Origin of the sequence: Actinomycetospora sp. NBRC 106375 (assembly GCF_030269665.1) — a bacterium.
Taxonomy (GTDB): Bacteria; Actinomycetota; Actinomycetes; order Mycobacteriales; family Pseudonocardiaceae; genus Actinomycetospora.
This window is the reverse complement of record NZ_BSTS01000011.1, coordinates 249140-264457: the sequence shown is the minus strand read 5'-3', so window position 1 is coordinate 264457 and position 15318 is coordinate 249140. Positions and strand designations below refer to the sequence as shown.

The window sequence follows — 15318 nt, the reverse complement described above, 5'->3', positions numbered from 1 at the left end:
TCAGGCGCTGCGGGACCGCGGTGCCGGCGGGGCGCACCGGGCCGTGAGGTCGTCGATCGACAGGCCCAGCTCCGTGCACAGGGCGGCGACGGTGAAGAACGCCGGCGTCGGCACGCGGCCGCTCTCGATCTTGCGCACCGTCTCGGGCGAGACCCCGGCGGCCGCGGCGACGGAGGTCATGCTGCGTGGCCCGCGGGCGGCCCGGAGCACCTGACCGAGTCGTTGGCCCCGCTCGTGGTCCTCCCCGGACAGCGGCACGCGCACCATGGTCGTGATACTAATACCGGTATAACTATCCCGACCATGGAGCGAGCCACGTGATCGAGCTCAAGTCGCCCGCGGAGATCGAGCGGATGCACGAGGCCGGCCGCTTCGTCGCGCAGGTGCTCTCCGCGCTGTCCGCGCGCGCCGAGGTGGGCGTGAACCTGCTCGACCTCGAGCAGCACGCCCGCACGATGATCCGCGAGCGCGGCGCCGAGTCCTGCTACTGGGACTACGCGCCGTCCTTCGGGCGCGGCGCGTTCCGCAACGTCGTGTGCCTCTCGGTGAACGACGCCGTGCTGCACGGCCTGCCGCACGACTACGTGCTGCGCGACGGCGACGTGCTGACGATGGACCTCGCCCTCGGGATCGACGGATGGGTGGCCGACTCCGCGGTCACCGTCATCGTCGGCACCCCCGCCGAGGACGACGTGCGCCTGGTCCGTGCGAGCGAGGAGGCGCTCGAGGCGGCGATCGCCGCGGCGCAGCCCGACGCGAAGCTCGGCGACGTCTCGGCGGCGATCGGGGCGGTCGCCGCCCGTCACGGCTACCCGGTCAACCTCGAGTTCGGCGGGCACGGGCTCGGGCGCACGATGCACGAGGACCCGCACGTCCCCAACGACGGGCGCCCCGGACGCGGGCTGCGGCTGCGGCCCGGCCTGACGCTCGCGCTCGAGCCCTGGTTCGCCCGCACCACCGGCAAGATCGTCTACGACCCCGACGGCTGGACCATCCGGTCGGCCGACGGCTCGCGGACCACCCACTCCGAGCACACGATCGCGATCACCGGGGACGGACCGCGCGTGCTGACCCGGCGGGAGGAGCCGGTCGCGAGTTGACGCCCCCGCGCGCCGCGGACCAGGCTGATCACCCGACGGCCGGCGGCGAGGAGGGGTCCGGGTGGAGCGGGAGGTCGAGCCGCCGCAACGCCCGGCCGTGCGGTGGCTGTCGCCGGTGGAGCTGGCCCGCACCGGGATCGAGGTCGCGATCGCCGGCGTCGTCACCGCGTACTCCGACAAGCGCGACGTCATGTCCGGCACGACCTTCACCCAGGAGCCCGCGGCGTTCACCGCGGCACCGGGCGAGGAGTTCTGGCTGGACTTCCTCGCCGACACCGGAGACGGCTTCGCCCCCACGTGCACGGTGGCCACGCTGCTGGGCCGGCCCGCCCTCGAGGTCGACGGCCACGACCTGCCGCGCGGCCGTCTGCTGCTGCTCGGCGGCGACGAGGTCTACCCGGTCGCCGGGGTGCGCGCCTACGAGGAGCGCCTCGAGGCCCCGCTGACCGGCCAGTTCGTCCCCGGCGCGGAGCAGCCGACCGTCCTCGCCATCCCCGGCAACCACGACTGGTACGACGGGCTCACCGCGTTCCTGCGCGTGTTCTGCCAGGGCCGCGACCTCGCCGCCTGGCGCACGCAGCAGCGTCGCTCGTACTTCGCGGCCTCGCTGCCCCACGGGTGGTGGGTGCTCGCGATCGACATCCAGCTCGACACCTACATCGACGCCACCCAGCTGGAGTGGTTCCGGGCCGTCGTCGACAGGATGAGCCCCGGCGACCGGATCATCCTGTGCACCGCGACCCCCGCCTGGTACGGCGCGGAGGCGGGCTCCGAGCACGCGATGGACCGGCTCGCGTTCTTCCTGCGCGAGATCCTCGCGGGCCACGACCACCCGGTGCGCCTCGTGCTCACCGGCGACACCCACCACTACGCGCGGTACGCGCTGCGGCGCCCCGGCAGCACGGCGGATCCGGACGACGAGGAGCAGGTGCTCGTCACCGCGGGCCATGGCGGGGCGTACACGTCGGCGACGCACTTCCTCGAGCCGGCGCTCGACGTCACCACCGACCTCGCCGACCCCGGCCCCCACCGCTCCCACACCACGCACCGCTACGAGCTCGGCCCGCGCGTCTTCCCCACGGCGCGCGAGTCGCGGCTCGAGGCGTGGCGGGTGCTCTACCGCCTGCCGTGGCGCAACGGGGCGGCTCTCCTGCTGCTGCTCGCGGTCCTCCAGGGCCTGGTGATCGTCCCGGCGGTGCTCGGCCTGCGCATCCTGGTCGGCGTCGGCGCGGTCGTCGTGGCCGGCGTGTGCTTCGGGCTCGTCGCGCCGCAGCGCCCGGGCGCGCCCCGCAAGATCCTGTTCACCGCGCTGCTCGCGCTGCCCGAGCTGATCGTCGCGGGGGTGTCGGTGTGGGTCGCCCGCGCCCTCGGCGGCGCCCTGGCCGCCACGGCCGTCGTGCTCGTCGCGGGCCTCGTGGCGAGCGTCGTCCTCGCCGCGTTCTTCCTCGCCTACGGGCGCTGGACCAACCGCAACGAGCTGTTCGCCGCCCAGAGCATCGAGGACCACAAGGGCTTCCTGCGCCTGCGCATTGCGCCCGACGGCACGCTGACCGTCTACGCCCTCGGCGTCGAGCGCGTCCCGCGGCGCTGGCGGTGGTCGGCGGGCGCGACCCCGCGCTGGAGCACCGAGCAGAACTGGTCGGTGCACCTCGTCGACGAACCGTTCGTGCTCGACCCCCGCCAGTCCCTCGCCGAGGAGGCCAGACCTCGTGATCTTCATCGTGATCAGCATCGACGTGCGTCCCGAGAAGCGTGACGACTTCCTGGCCGGGGTGACGCGCTACAGCGCCCAGGTCCGCGAGGAGCCCGGGAACCTCCACTTCACCTGCTACGAGAGCGTCGAGCAGGGCGACGAGTTCGTCGTCGTCGCGAACTACGCCGACCAGGCCGCCGGCGAGGCCCACGTGTCATCCGAGCACGCGCAGTGGTTCTTCGGCTGGCTGCCCTCGGTCGTGTCGCGGGTCCCGACGATCGTCTACCAGGAGCTGCCGGCCGGGGTCGGCTGGAGCGAGATGGGCGAGGTCGCCGCGCACATGTGACCCGGCGGCGGTGTCGGCGCTGGCGGGCGATGCACCAGGATCGCGCGGGTGGGCGACGAGCGGGTGGGGCTGGTCCTGTCGGGGGCGGCGGCGCGGGGTCCGTACCAGGCCGGCGCGCTGTCGGTGCTGGTCCCGGCGCTGCGGGAGCAGGGGCGGGAGCCCGTCGTGCTGCTCGGCACGAGCTCGGGCGGCATCTCCGCGACGCTGCTCGCGCAGTTCGCCGACACCGGGGACGACGCCGGCCAGCACGTCGCGGACGTGTGGACCGGCTTCGGTCAGGTCTTCGACAACCCCGTCCTCGACGACGCCGGGCTGCGGGTGGTCGGGCGCGCGTTCCTGGCGGGCAGCCCGTGGGAACGCCTCGTCGGGCCGGTGGCGTCGCTGCTCGACACCGCGCCGCTGCGCCGGCACGCTGAGGAGATCTTCGACGCGGACCGCGTGGCGGCCCACGTCCGCGCCGGCCGGCCCGAGACCCTCGCCGTGGCGGCGACCGTGTGCCCCACCGACGGCGCCGCGGCCCGCTCGCGGCTGTTCCTGCTGGGCCGCGAACCCGTCCGCCCGCCCGACGACCCGGCCGTCGACGTCGCCGCGGTCGACCGGATCGACCTGTCGCACGTCCTCGCCTCGGCCGCGATCCCCGTGGCGTTCCCCCCGGAGTACGTCGCCGAGCCGCCGCGGTTCCGTGGGTACTACGTCGACGGCGGCGTGCGGCTCAACGCGCCCGTCGACGCGGCGCTCGCCTGCGGCGTGACCCGGCTGGTCGTGGTGTCCGGGCACTCGGTCGGCCCGCCGCCGTCGCCGACGCCGGTGGACGCCGGGTCCCCGCCACCGGACACCGCGGCGACCGCGGCGCTGTCGGTGCGCGCCGTGCTCACCGACGGGCTCGCCGACGACCTGCACGCGCTCGGCCTGCGCAACCGCTGGCTCGAGGGCGTCGCGGACGTCCTGCCCGAGGACCGCAGGCCGTACCCCCGCGTCCCGTACCTGCTGGTCGCTCCGCGGGACGGCCAGCTCGCCCGGCTCGCCGCCGACACGTTCCGGCCCTCGGCGCTGCCGCTCGATGCGAACTCCGCGGTCGGGCGGCTGCTCGACGCGCTCGGCGACGGCCTCGGCCGCGACGAGCTGCTCAGCCACATCCTCTTCGACGGCGAGTACGCGAAGCAGCAGGTCGAGCTCGGCCGCGCCCACGCCGTGCAGTCCCTCGCCGCCGGCTGGACCTACGACCCACCGGGCGCGGCCTGATCACCCACCCAGCACCCGGGCGAGCACGGCGGGCGCGTCGGGAGGGGGCGCGGCGCCGCGCCAGACGACGTGCTGGTCCGGACGCACGAGCAGCAGCTCGGGGCCGGGCTCGTCGAGGACACGCAGGTCCACGCCGCGGGCGCGGGCGGCGTCGGTGAACGCGCCGGCGGCGACCCGGTCCGGCGTGAGCAGCGTCAGCACGGGACCCAGCGCGTCGTAGAGCGAGCGGCCGGCACCGAGCCACCGGTGCGGCAGCCGGTCCCCGGCGCCCGGACAGACGACCGGCGAGCGGTCGTGGACGACGTCCAGGACGAGGTCGAGCGCGTGGAACTCGGCGCGCTTGGTCTCCTGGATCCGCTCGTGAGCCGCCCGGCGCGCGGCCGCGTCGCGGTCGAGGTCGCCCACGAGCAGGTCGGTCGAGAGCGTCTTCATGTTGTCCTCGGCGGCGTGGATGACCCGTTCCTGCACCGGGCGCCGTTCGGCCTCGTAGCTCGCCAGCAGCCCCGGCCCGCCCCACCCGCGCAGCACCGCCGCGAGCTTCCAGCCGAGGTCGACCGCGTCGCCGATGCCGGTGTTGAGCCCGTGCCCGCCGAAGGGCGGGTTGAGGTGCGCGGCGTCGCCGGCGAGCAGGACACGGCCGACGCGCAGCCGGTCGACCAGCTGCATGCGCGCGGTCCAGGGATCGGTCGAGAGCACCTCGGCCTCGACCGGCACGCCCGCGACCGCGTCGACGATCTCCCGGGCGCGTGCCTCCCCGTCGGCCCGCTCGACGCCGAACGCGATGATCCACCAGGTGCCGTCGCGTTCGAGGGGACCCATCAGCGCCGGGGCGACGGGGTTCACCGTCCAGTACTGCACGGCCGGGCCGTGCCGGACGTGGCGCCACAGATCGGGTGAGCGCACGACCATCCCGAAGTTCGGGCGCAGGGCGTGCTCGCCGAGGTAGTCGGCCCCGACCTGCTCGCGCACGACGCTGCGCGGCCCGTCGGCACCGACCACGTAGCTCGCCCGCACGACCCGCGTCGACCCGGCGCCGTCGTCGACGGTCACCCGCACGGCGTCCTCGTCCTGCTCCAGCGCCACCACCCGGCTCCCGGTGGCGAGGGTGCAGGACGGGATCTCCGCGACGACCTCGCGCAGCAGTTCCTCGAGCACGTACTGGGGCGCCTGCTGCCCGGGCTCCGCGCAGCGCCCCTCCTCCGGGGCGAGCCCGAGCACGCCGCGGAAGCGGGAGAGCTCGTGCCCGGACAGGGAGGTGCAGAACACGACGTCCTGCGACCAGTCGACCGGCAACGGGGCGCGCTCCCGCAGCCGGTCGGCGACGCCCCAGCGCTGGAGGTGCTCCATGGTGCGGACGTTGACGGTCTTGCAGCGCGGGCGGCTGCGCGACACCGACGGGCGGGGCTCGACGACGAGGCAGTCGATCCCGCGCCGGCCGAGCTCGACCGCGGTGGCGAGCCCGACCGGCCCGCCGCCCGCGACCAGGACCTCGCAGCGATCCACGTCGTCAGTAGACCTCGGGCAGCAGGAGGTCGGCCGGCGGGTTCTCGGGCTTGTACTTCCCGGCGCGCGCGCCCTCGTGGATCTCGTCCTGGGAGACCCCCTGCGCGCGGGCCTCGACGAGCTTGTCGGGGTCGAACCACTCGCCGAGAGGGTTCTCGGCGAACTCGCGCGACGCCCAGATCCACTCCTTCGACACCGCCCAGTCGCCGAACGCGTCGAACTGGATCTCGACGCCGTTGCCCTCGGGGTCGGCGTAGTAGAGCGACATCGTGATGCCATGGTCCAGGCACATGAAGGGCGTGATGCCGTGGTCGCGCAGCCGCTCGTAGTTGTCGAGCCACTGGTCGAACGAGTCGTACTCGAACGCCGTGTGGTGCAGGCCCGCGCTGGTCGGCTTGTTCACCGGCCGGTGCACCGCGGGGTGGGCGATGAGCGCGATCCGGTGGTTGGCCTCGTCGTTGGTCAGCCAGGCCGCGGTCTCGGCGTAGTGCACCGGGTAGAGCCCGCACACGAGCCCGTACCAGCGCACCATCTCGTCGAGCTTCAGCGTCAGGAACGTCGCGTGGTGCAGCTTCGGGGGGATGATCGGGGCCTGCTTGTGCTGGTTCATGGCGTCTCCTGGTCGAGGGTCGCGACGAAGTCGAGGACGGCCTCGACGTACAGCTTCGGGGCGTGCTCGTGCATCGAGTGCGGCACCTCGGGGAACGAGCGGTAGTCGATCCGCTGCCCGGCCTCCGCCACGAGGTCGCGGACCCGGCGGGCCTGCTGGTCGGTGGACGCCCCGATGAGGCGCCCGGTCTGCTCGTCGACGGTGCGGAAGTGGTGGGTGAACAGCACCGGCACCCGGACCTGGCGCAGCATCGTCACGTGGTCGCAGGACGCCGTCGCGGCGCCGCTGGTGAACGCGCGGCCCCACTCGGGGTCGTACTCGCGCAGGTTCTGGCCGGCCGGCGGGTACGCGTCAGGATCGGGCGGCGGGATCATCGACGCCATCGCGCGCAGGATCTCCGGGGGCAGGGCGGTGGGCATGGCGCGCATCAGCCCGTCCCAGTCGCCGACCTTCCACTGGTCGCCGAGCCAGGTGTTCCAGGCCTCGAAGACGGGCCCGATGGCCTGGCGGATGCCCGGGCCGATCGCGGGCGTCGTCTGGCACGCGAACAGCGGCGGGTCCTCCCACACCGCGGCCCGCACCTGCCCGGGCTTCGCGTACGCCGAGAGCCAGGCCGAGAGCACGCCGCCGGACGACAGGCCGCTGACCAGCGTCTCCCGTCCGATCGCCAGGTCGATGAACCGCACGAGGTCGTTGCCGAAGTTGTCGATCGTGTAGCGGCCCGGGGTCCACGTGGAACGCCCCTGCCCGCGCAGATCCACCGCGTACACGCGGAAGTGCTCGGCCAGCAGCGGCATCGCCGCCTCGTAGCCCCACCAAGACTCGGACTGGCCCGGGATCAGCAGCAGCGCCGGCGACGACTCCTCGCCCGCGGTCGCGTAGTTCATGCGGACCTCGCCGAGGTCCACGGTCTGCTCGTCGAACCCGTGCGGGACGAAGACGTCGCCGCGGTCGGCGGCCTCCTGGACGGTCACGATCGGTCTCCCGTCACGAAGCGGTGCTGCATCTGGCCGATCCCGGCGCACCAGGTGACGAGCTCGTCGCCGTCGCCGAGGAAGCGCGGCGGGGTCCGGCCCGCCCCGATGCCCGCCGGGGTGCCGGTGAAGACCACGTCGCCGGGCAGCAGCGTCACGATCGCCGAGAGCTCGGCGACCAGGACCGGGACCGAGAAGATCATCGCCCCGGTGCGCCCCTTCTGGACGCTCTCGCCGTTGACGAGGCAGCCCAGTTCGAGGTCGTCGGGGTCGAGGCCGGCCGCGCGGAGCTCGTCGACGCTGACCAGCGCCGGGCCCATCGGCGAGAACCCGGGGTAGGACTTGCCCATCCCGAACTGCGGGGGCGGGGCGGCGAACTGGGCGACGCGGTCGGAGAGGTCCTGGCCGACGGTGAGGCCGGCGACGTGGTCCCACCCCTGCGCCGCCGGGATGCGGTGACCGCCCGTGCCGATGACGGCGACGAGCTCGACCTCCCAGTCGACGGTGCCCGGCGAGAGCGTGATGTCCCCCTGCGGGCCCGTGAAGCTCGACGCGTACTTGGTGAACACCAGCGGCGTCGCCGGCAGGTCCATGCCCGACTCGGCGGCGTGGTCGCGGTAGTTCAGGCCCACCGCGAAGACCTGCGGCGGCCGGGGGGCGACGGGGCCGAGGGCAGCCCCAGGAGAATCGACACTGCCCAGCGGGACGGCGGCCGCGAGGTCCGCGGTGCCGGCCCAGTCGCGGAACTCGTCCCACCGGTCGTAGACGGCCTGCGGGTCGGCGGCGAAGCGGCCGTCGCTGGCGCGCTCGACGTCGAGCCCGCGCAGCCCGCCAGGCGACTCGGCGTCGGGCTCCACCAGGGCGAGCCGCCCGGCGTGGTTGGCGATGCGCAACGAACGTCCTTCCTAGACGAGGGCGGTGACGCCGTCGGTGAGGCCCAGCAGGGCCCGCCCGTAGACCTCGGAGGAGATCGCGGGGCTGATGACGGCGTGGCGGGACGCGACCTCGGAGTCGCGCCAGATGCGCTGCAGCGGGCTGGTCTCGGCGAACGACCCCGCCCCGTGGGCGGAGATCAGCACCCGGATCGCCTCGCGGGCGTTCTCGATCGCGGCTCCGGTGTCCATGCGCACCCGGGCGCGCGCGGCGTAGTCGGGGTAGATGCCGTCGGCCGCGGCCTGGTCGATGTCGGCGGCGGCGCGGTAGGCGAACAGGTGCGCCGCGTCCACCAGCGACGCGGCCTTGGCCACGGCGAGCTGGAAGGTCGGGGCGTCGGTCTGGGTGTCGTAGAAGGTGTAGGAGATCGCGCGCTTCGGCGCCTTCTCGATCACGAGGTCCAGCGCGGCCTGGGCGAGGCCCAGCTGCGGACCGGCGAGCACGAGCGCGGCGACCGGGACGAACGCCGACCGGTAGAGGGCCTCGCCGGTGTGCTCGGTGCCGTAGCGCCCGCCGATCGCGGCCGGGATCGAGAGGACACGGTGCTCGGGGACGAACACGTCCCGCGCGACCAGGGTGTTCGACCCGGTGCCGCGCATGCCGGCGACGAACCACGTGTCCTCGATGGTCAGCTCGTCCATCGGGACGAGCGCGAGGCCCTGGTCGACGACCTCGCCGTGCTCGTCGGGCACCGGGAACCCGACGACCGCCCACTGCGCGTGGAAGCAGCCCGAGGCCCAGCCCCAGCGCCCGGTCAGCCGGTAGCCGCCGTCGACCCGCGTGGCCTCCGCCGACGGGGCGAGCACCCCGGCGATCCGCGCGCCCGGCGTGGCCTCCCACACGTCGCGCTGCGCCTGGTCCGGGTAGAGGCCGGCGAAGAACGAGCAGACGTTCATCAGCGTGATGGCCCAGGAGGTCGAGCCGCAGCCGCGGGCGAGCTCGCGGGACACCTCGAGCTTCGTGCGCATGTCGGTCTCGAGCCCGCCGAGCCGGCGCGGCTTCATGATCGCGAAGAGGTCGGCCTCGTCGATCAGGGCGATGTTCTCCTCGACGACGCGCCGGTCCTCCTCGGTGCGGGCCGCGTTGCGGGCGAGCACCGGGACGATCTCGCGGGCGCGGCCGACGAGCGTCGAGCGCAGCGCGCGGGCCTCGTCGGACGTGCCGGCGCGGTCCAGCGCGCAGTCGTTCATCGAGGGTGTGGTCATCTCGGAGCACCTCCGGTTGCTCGTCACGTCGGCGTGACCTGGGCCACGCTCTGGACGCTACGGCGCTAACTTATAAGATGTCAACGCGCGCTACGCTGACCCGGCTGGCGCGGGACCTGGGGGTGGCGGTGGACGAGCACGATGGCCGCGGCATGCGGTCGGTGGCCTCACAGAAGGCCTCGGCGGTGGACCTCGTGCTGCACGAGATCCGCCGCTCGATCCTGTCCGGGGAGCTACCGCCCGGGCGCCCGTTCACGGTCCCGGCCCTCACCGAGCAGCTCGGGGTCAGCCATGTGCCCGTCCGCGAGGCCCTGCGGCAGCTCGAGGCGCAGGGTCTGATCACGCTGAGCCCCTCGCGCAGCGCGATGGTCACCCCGCTCGATCCCGACGACCTGCGGGCGATCTACCGGCTCCGGACCACCGTCGAGCCCGAGCTCGCCGCGCTGTCCGCCCCGGACCGCACCGACGCCGAGATCACCCAGCTCGACGGCATGGTCCGCGCGACCTTCGGTGACGTGCTCGGCGAGCAGTTCTGGGCGCCGCACCGGGAGTTCCACGCGCGGATGATCGAGCCGGCCGCGAGCGGCTGGGACCGGCGGATGCTCGCCCCGCTCTGGGACGCCTCCGAGCGCTACACCCGGCTCGTGTTCGACCCCGTCGAGGCGCCCGACTCGTTCGCGAAGCACCGCGCGCACGCCCACGACGAGATCGTCGACGCCGCCCGCACGCGCGACCCCGCGACGGTGCGCGACGCCGTGCGCGAGCACCTCGAGAACAACCTCACCACGATGCTGCGCGAGATGGGCAGCCTCGACGCCTCGCGCCGGCGGCTCAGGGGCGGCGACGCCACGGCGTGATCTCCCCCGATCACCGCTCCCGCTCGAGGAACCGGCGCATGAACGCCTGCGGCTCGCCGGTCGCGAACGCGGCGCCGAACTCGGCGACGCTCGCGACGGCGGCCGCGGAGGGCGTCTGCTCCTCCCACTCGCGCAGCAGGCGCTTCTGCCGGCGCACGACGTCGGCCCCGAACCCCGCGAACCGGGCGGCGTGCTCACCGACGCGCGCGTCGAGCCCGGTGAGCGGGACGACCTCGTCGGCCAGCCCCCAGGACAGTGCCGTGGCCGCGTCGACGGACTCCCCGGTGAGGAGCATCCAGGAGGCGTGCGCGGCGCCGACGAGCCGCGGCATGAGCGCGGCGTGCACCACCGACGGGATGCCCATGGCGACCTCGGGCATCCCGAAGCGCGCGGCGTCGCTGCTGATGCGCAGGTCGCAGGCCATCGCGAGCTCGAGCCCGCCGCCGAGGGCCCACCCGGGGATCCGGGCGATCACGGGGACCGGGAGGTGGCGCACCGCCTCGCACAGCAGCCGCAGGCCCTCGATGAAGACCTCGGCGGACGGCTGGTCCAGCACGGCCATCTCACCGATGTCCGCGCCGGCGACGAAGGCCTCGTCCCCGGTGCCGCGCAGCACCAGCGCCCGCAGCGCGTCGAGCTGCGCGAGCTCGGCGAGGGCGGTCCGCAGGTCGGTGATCGCCGGCGTGCCCAGGACGTTCGCCGACCGGCTGTTCACGACGGTCAGCGTGCCGACGCCGTCGTCGCCGACGACGGCCTCGGCGTGGGGCAGGTCGATCCGCGCGAGACTCACGGAAAAATCTTCGGGGGTCCGCGTCCCGGGTGTCGAGAACCCCTCGGCGGCTCCGTCCCCGGGGCACGAGACCGAGCACGGAGGAGAACAGCCATGAAGTACCTGATGCTCAAGCACTACCGCGGCGGACCGGGTCACCCGGGGATGGACTTCACGCCGATGGACCAGTGGACGCCCGAGGAGGTCGACGCCCACTTCCAGTACATGAACGACTTCGCCGACCGCCTGCGCGAGAACGGGGAGTACGTCGACAGCCAGGCCCTGGCGGCCGAGGGCGCGTTCGTGCGCCACGACGGCGCGGGGCGCCCGCCGGTCACCGACGGCCCGTTCGCGGAGACCAAGGACCTGATCGCCGGCTGGATGATCATCGATGTGGACTCGTGGGAGCGGGCCCTCGAGCTGGCCGGCGAGCTCTCCGCGGCGCCCGGGCCCGGCGGCGAGCCGATCCAGGAGTGGCTCGAGGTCCGGCCGTTCCTCACCGGCGCGCCCGGAACGCAGGACTGAGGTGATGGACCCGTCCCTGCTGCGGGACCTGGTGCCCGCGGTGATCGGCGTCCTCGTCCGGCGCGGCGCGGACTTCGCGTCGGCCGAGGACGCCGTGCAGGAGGCGCTCATCCGCGCCCTCGACACCTGGCCGGACGACCCGCCCCGCGACCCGAAGGGCTGGCTCGTCGCGGCCGCGTGGCGCAAGTTCGTCGACGCCGCCCGGTCCGCGTCGTCCCGCCGGGACCGGGAGGACGCGGTCGAGGCCGAACCCCCGGCGGAGCCGGGTCCGGCGACCGACGACACGCTCCGTCTCTACTTCCTCTGCGCCCACTCCGCGCTGCCGCCGGCCGCGGCCGTGGCGCTCACGCTGCGGGCGGTCGGCGGCCTGACCACCCGCCAGATCGCGGAGGCCCACCTCGTCCCCGAGGCGACGATGGCCCAGCGGATCAGCCGGGCGAAACGGCGGATCGCCGACGAGTCGCTCGACCGCCCCGGCGACCTCGGCACCGTGCTGCGGGTGCTCTACCTCGTGTTCAACGAGGGCTACGGCGGCGAGCTCGACCTCGCGGCCGAGGCGATCCGGCTCGCCCGCCAGCTCGCGGCCCTCACCGACGAGCCCGAGGTCGCGGGCCTGCTGGCGCTGATGCTGCTGCACCACGCCCGGCGCGCGTCGCGCACCGGCCCGGGCGGGCGCCTCGTGCCGCTGGACCGGCAGGACCGCTCCCGCTGGGACACCGCCCTGATCGCCGAGGGCGTGACGATCCTGCAGACCGCGCTGGGCCGGGACCGCCTGGGCGAGTACCAGGCGCAGGCCGCGATCGCCGCGCTCCACGCCGACGCCCCGAGTGCCGCCGAGACCGACTGGGTGCAGATCGTCGAGTGGTACGACGAGCTGCTCGCCGTCGCCGACAGCCCGGTGGTGCGGCTCAACCGCGCCGTGGCGCTCGGTGCGGCCGACGGGGCGCAGGCCGGGCTGTCGGCGCTGGCCGACCTGGACCCCGCCCTCCCCCGCTACGACGCGGTCGCCGCCTACCTGCACGAACGCGCCGGGGACCTCGCCGAGGCCGCCGCAGGGTACGCGCGGGCGTCGCGGGCCGCGACCAGCGTGCCCGAGCGCGATCACCTCACCCGCGAGGCCGCCCGCGTGCGGCAGCTGCTGGGGTCGTGAATCGTTGCCGATCGTGTGGCGATGGCTCCGGCGGCTCGGTATGGCGGTCCTCGTCCTCGTGGTGCTGGTGTTCGCCGTGTCCGGCGCCTACCTCGGCTGGGACCGGCTCGATCCCGAACGGCTCGACGTCGCGCCGCCGGGGTTCGACGTCGACGCCGCCGGGGTGCGCACGCACGTCGAGCACTGGCCGGCCGCGCGGCCCTCGGGGCGCCCGCCGCTGGTGCTGATCCCGGGGTTCGCCGAGTCGACCTACGTCTGGTCGCGGGTCGCCCCGCTGCTCGCCGCCGACCGCGACGTCTACGCCTACGACGTGCGCGGCTTCGGGTTCACCGACCGCGTGCCGCCCTACGACCTCGCGGCCGACACCGACCAGCTCGCCGGGGTCGTCGCGGCACTCCGCCTGGACCACCCCGTGGTCATGGGGCACTCCTCCGGCGTGGCGATCGCGCTGTCCCTCGCCCTCCGCGCGCCGGAGACCCTCACCGGGGTCGTGGCGGCCAACGGCGACGGCACGCCCTACTTCGGCACCGACCGCACGAGCGCGGGACGCGGGCCGCGGTGGCTGCTCGTCGACCCGATCGCCCCCGCCGTCGTCACGGCCGTCGTGCGGCACCGCGCGCCGATCCGCTCGATCGTCGCCGCGCAGTGCGGGCCGGGCTGCCCCACCGACGACGCGGCCATCGACCGCTGGCGCGCCCCCTTTCTCGGCCCCGGGGCGGTCGACGCGTTCGTCGACGTGATCCGCAGCCCGCTCATCGGGCTCACCGACGCCCAGGAGACCGCGATCGCCGTGCCGACGGCGATCGTCTCCAGCAGCGAGGACGGCAGCTTCTCCCGCCCGCAGGCCCTGGCCACCGCGGCGCGCCTGCGCACCGACCTCGTCGCCGAGATCCCCGGCGCCCGCCACCTCGCCCTGCTCGGCGAGCCCGAGCGCTTCGCCGCCGCCGTGACGCCGCTGCTCGACGCGCTCGACCGGCGGGGAGAGGAACGTCGATGACCGCCTACAGCCAGGGGCACGCGCCGAGCGTGCTGGCGTCGCAGCAGTGGCGGACGGTGGCGAACTCCGCCGCGTACGTCGCCGACCGGTTCACGCCGGGCACGACGGTGCTCGACGTCGGGTGCGGCACGGGCACGATCACGCTCGACATCGCCCGCCGGGTCGCGCCCGGGCGCGTGCTGGGCGTGGACGCCGAGCCCTCGGTGATCGCGACCGCGCGGGCGGCCGCGGCCGGCGTGGAGGGCGTCGAGTTCGTGGTCGGCGACGTGCACGACCTCCCGGCCGTCACCGGCGGCGAGCGGTTCGACGTCGTGCACGCCCACCAGGTCCTGCTGCACCTCACCGACCCGGTGGCCGCGCTGCGCGCGATGCTCGCGGTCTCCCGCGGCGTCGTGGCCGCGCGGGACTGCGACTACGGCGGGATCGTGCACCACCCGCACGACCCCCGGCTCGGCCGCTGGCTGGAGATCTACCACCGGGTGGCGCGGGCGCACGGCACCGAACCCGACGCCGGGCGGCGGCTGCTCGGCTGGGCCCGCGCCGCCGGGGCGCGGGCGGTCACCCCCGGCGCCTCGATCTGGTGCTTCGCCACCGACGCCGAGCGCCGCTGGTGGGGTGGGCAGTGGGCCGAGCGCATCGTCGACTCCGACCGCGGACGAGCTGCGCGACATCGCGGCGGCGTGGACGGACTGGTCGCGCGATCCCGACGGGTGGTTCTCGATCCCGCACGGCGAGATCGTCGCCGCCTCAGGGGGATGAGCCGGCCAGGCGGAGCGCGAACCCGCTGTACTGGTCGGCCACCTGCTCGGCGGTCAGGGCGCCGTCCGGGGAGAACCACCGCGCGACGCTGACGCACATCTCCCGGATGGCGAACGAGGCGAGCGCCGGCGACTCGACGGCGAAGTCCCCGGTCTCCACGCCACGGGTGATCACGGCCCGCAGCGCGTGCTCGTGCTCGCGTCGGCGGGCCTGCATCTCCCCGAACGCCGGTTCCTCGAGGCTGCCGGTGTCGCGGTTGACCACGAGCGCCTCGCGCCGATGGGTGGCGTGGCGGTACGCGTAGACCCGGGCCGCGCGGCGCAGTTGCGTCGCGGGCGGGTCGTCCGGATCGAGCACCGCGTGGAAGTCGTCGAGGACGGCCGCGGTCGTGCGGTCGACGATCGTGCGCAGGAGGTCGTGCTTCGAGCCCATGTGGTTGTAGAGGCTGGGCGTGCGCACCGCCAGCGCCTCGGCGATCTCGCTCAGCGCCGTGCCGTGGTAGCCGCGCCGGGCGAAGAGGGTCAGCGCCGCGTCGAGCACGACGTCGGGGGTCAGGGCCGCCCGTGACACCCGGCGGGTCGCGAGGTCGGACGGCTCCGTGCGCACGGCGGCATCGTGCCACGAACGAACGAGCGTTAGTGAGCCTTGTGTCCCT

Annotated in this window: 17 protein-coding genes; 9 read left to right on the top strand and 8 right to left on the bottom strand. The window is 74.6% G+C overall.

Annotated elements, in window-relative coordinates:
• Complete coding sequence (locus QSK03_RS20120) at positions 1-267, bottom strand: helix-turn-helix domain-containing protein (protein WP_285655729.1); 267 nt, start codon at positions 265-267, stop codon at positions 1-3.
• Between the two features lie 50 nt (positions 268-317).
• Between QSK03_RS20120 and map the strand changes: the two genes are divergently transcribed.
• The 4 genes from map (at position 318) to QSK03_RS20100 (ending at position 4381) form a co-directional block, all read left to right on the top strand.
• Positions 318-1100: a type I methionyl aminopeptidase gene (gene map, locus QSK03_RS20115; protein ID WP_285655726.1), complete on the top strand. Its 783-nt coding sequence runs from the start codon at positions 318-320 to the stop codon at positions 1098-1100.
• Between the two features lie 61 nt (positions 1101-1161).
• On the top strand, positions 1162-2856 hold the full coding sequence (locus tag QSK03_RS20110) for a metallophosphoesterase family protein (protein ID WP_285655723.1): 1695 nt from the start codon (positions 1162-1164) through the stop codon (positions 2854-2856).
• Positions 2810-3139 (top strand): putative quinol monooxygenase, encoded by a 330-nt coding sequence (locus tag QSK03_RS20105; protein ID WP_285655720.1) that lies wholly within the window; start codon positions 2810-2812, stop codon positions 3137-3139. The genes QSK03_RS20110 and QSK03_RS20105 overlap by 47 nt, the downstream gene beginning before the upstream one ends.
• Positions 3140-3187: 48 nt before the next feature.
• Positions 3188-4381, top strand: coding sequence for a patatin-like phospholipase family protein (locus QSK03_RS20100; RefSeq protein ID WP_285655717.1), 1194 nt, complete (start codon positions 3188-3190; stop codon positions 4379-4381).
• On the opposite strand, the gene QSK03_RS20095 is transcribed toward QSK03_RS20100, so the two are convergent.
• Genes QSK03_RS20095 through QSK03_RS20075 form a run of 5 tightly spaced genes read right to left on the bottom strand, consistent with a single transcriptional unit; the run spans position 4382 to position 9606 of the window.
• Positions 4382-5884 carry an FAD-dependent monooxygenase gene (locus QSK03_RS20095; protein ID WP_285655714.1) on the bottom strand — a complete coding sequence of 501 codons (1503 nt, stop codon included), beginning with the start codon at positions 5882-5884 and terminating at the stop codon, positions 4382-4384. It abuts the gene before it with no gap.
• Positions 5885-5888: 4 nt separating this feature from the next.
• Positions 5889-6494 (bottom strand): VOC family protein, encoded by a 606-nt coding sequence (locus tag QSK03_RS20090; protein WP_285655712.1) that lies wholly within the window; start codon positions 6492-6494, stop codon positions 5889-5891.
• Entirely contained in the window at positions 6491-7468 is a 978-nt protein-coding gene (locus QSK03_RS20085) for an alpha/beta fold hydrolase (protein WP_285655710.1), read from the bottom strand. The genes QSK03_RS20090 and QSK03_RS20085 overlap by 4 nt, the downstream gene beginning before the upstream one ends.
• Positions 7465-8361: a fumarylacetoacetate hydrolase family protein gene (locus QSK03_RS20080; protein WP_285655707.1), complete on the bottom strand. Its 897-nt coding sequence runs from the start codon at positions 8359-8361 to the stop codon at positions 7465-7467. The genes QSK03_RS20085 and QSK03_RS20080 overlap by 4 nt, the downstream gene beginning before the upstream one ends.
• Before the next feature lie 12 nt (positions 8362-8373).
• Positions 8374-9606, bottom strand: coding sequence for an acyl-CoA dehydrogenase family protein (locus QSK03_RS20075; protein WP_285655704.1), 1233 nt, complete (start codon positions 9604-9606; stop codon positions 8374-8376).
• Between the two features lie 128 nt (positions 9607-9734).
• Here QSK03_RS20075 and QSK03_RS20070 point away from each other — a divergent pair, with 128 nt between their 5' ends.
• The gene (locus QSK03_RS20070; protein ID WP_285655701.1) at positions 9735-10463 is read left to right on the top strand and encodes a GntR family transcriptional regulator; all 729 of its coding nucleotides are present in this window, start codon (positions 9735-9737) and stop codon (positions 10461-10463) included.
• A gap of 10 nt (positions 10464-10473) precedes the next feature.
• Here QSK03_RS20070 and QSK03_RS20065 read toward each other — a convergent pair whose 3' ends face one another.
• Positions 10474-11253 carry an enoyl-CoA hydratase gene (locus QSK03_RS20065; protein WP_285655698.1) on the bottom strand — a complete coding sequence of 260 codons (780 nt, stop codon included), beginning with the start codon at positions 11251-11253 and terminating at the stop codon, positions 10474-10476.
• A 93-nt stretch (positions 11254-11346) separates the two neighbouring features.
• Between QSK03_RS20065 and QSK03_RS20060 the strand changes: the two genes are divergently transcribed.
• Genes QSK03_RS20060 through QSK03_RS20045 form a run of 4 tightly spaced genes read left to right on the top strand, consistent with a single transcriptional unit; the run spans position 11347 to position 14755 of the window.
• Complete coding sequence (locus QSK03_RS20060) at positions 11347-11757, top strand: YciI family protein (RefSeq protein ID WP_285655695.1); 411 nt, start codon at positions 11347-11349, stop codon at positions 11755-11757.
• A 4-nt stretch (positions 11758-11761) separates the two neighbouring features.
• Positions 11762-12907, top strand: a complete 1146-nt coding sequence (locus tag QSK03_RS20055; protein ID WP_285655692.1) for an RNA polymerase sigma factor — start codon at positions 11762-11764, stop codon at positions 12905-12907.
• A gap of 13 nt (positions 12908-12920) precedes the next feature.
• Positions 12921-13904, top strand: a complete 984-nt coding sequence (locus QSK03_RS20050; RefSeq protein ID WP_285655689.1) for an alpha/beta fold hydrolase — start codon at positions 12921-12923, stop codon at positions 13902-13904.
• Positions 13901-14755, top strand: a complete 855-nt coding sequence (locus QSK03_RS20045) for a class I SAM-dependent methyltransferase (protein ID WP_285655686.1) — start codon at positions 13901-13903, stop codon at positions 14753-14755. The genes QSK03_RS20050 and QSK03_RS20045 overlap by 4 nt, the downstream gene beginning before the upstream one ends.
• Here QSK03_RS20045 and QSK03_RS20040 read toward each other — a convergent pair.
• Positions 14652-15269: a TetR/AcrR family transcriptional regulator gene (locus QSK03_RS20040; protein ID WP_285655684.1), complete on the bottom strand. Its 618-nt coding sequence runs from the start codon at positions 15267-15269 to the stop codon at positions 14652-14654. The two genes, QSK03_RS20045 and QSK03_RS20040, sit on opposite strands and share 104 nt — an antisense overlap.
• Positions 15270-15318: the final 49 nt, after the last annotated feature.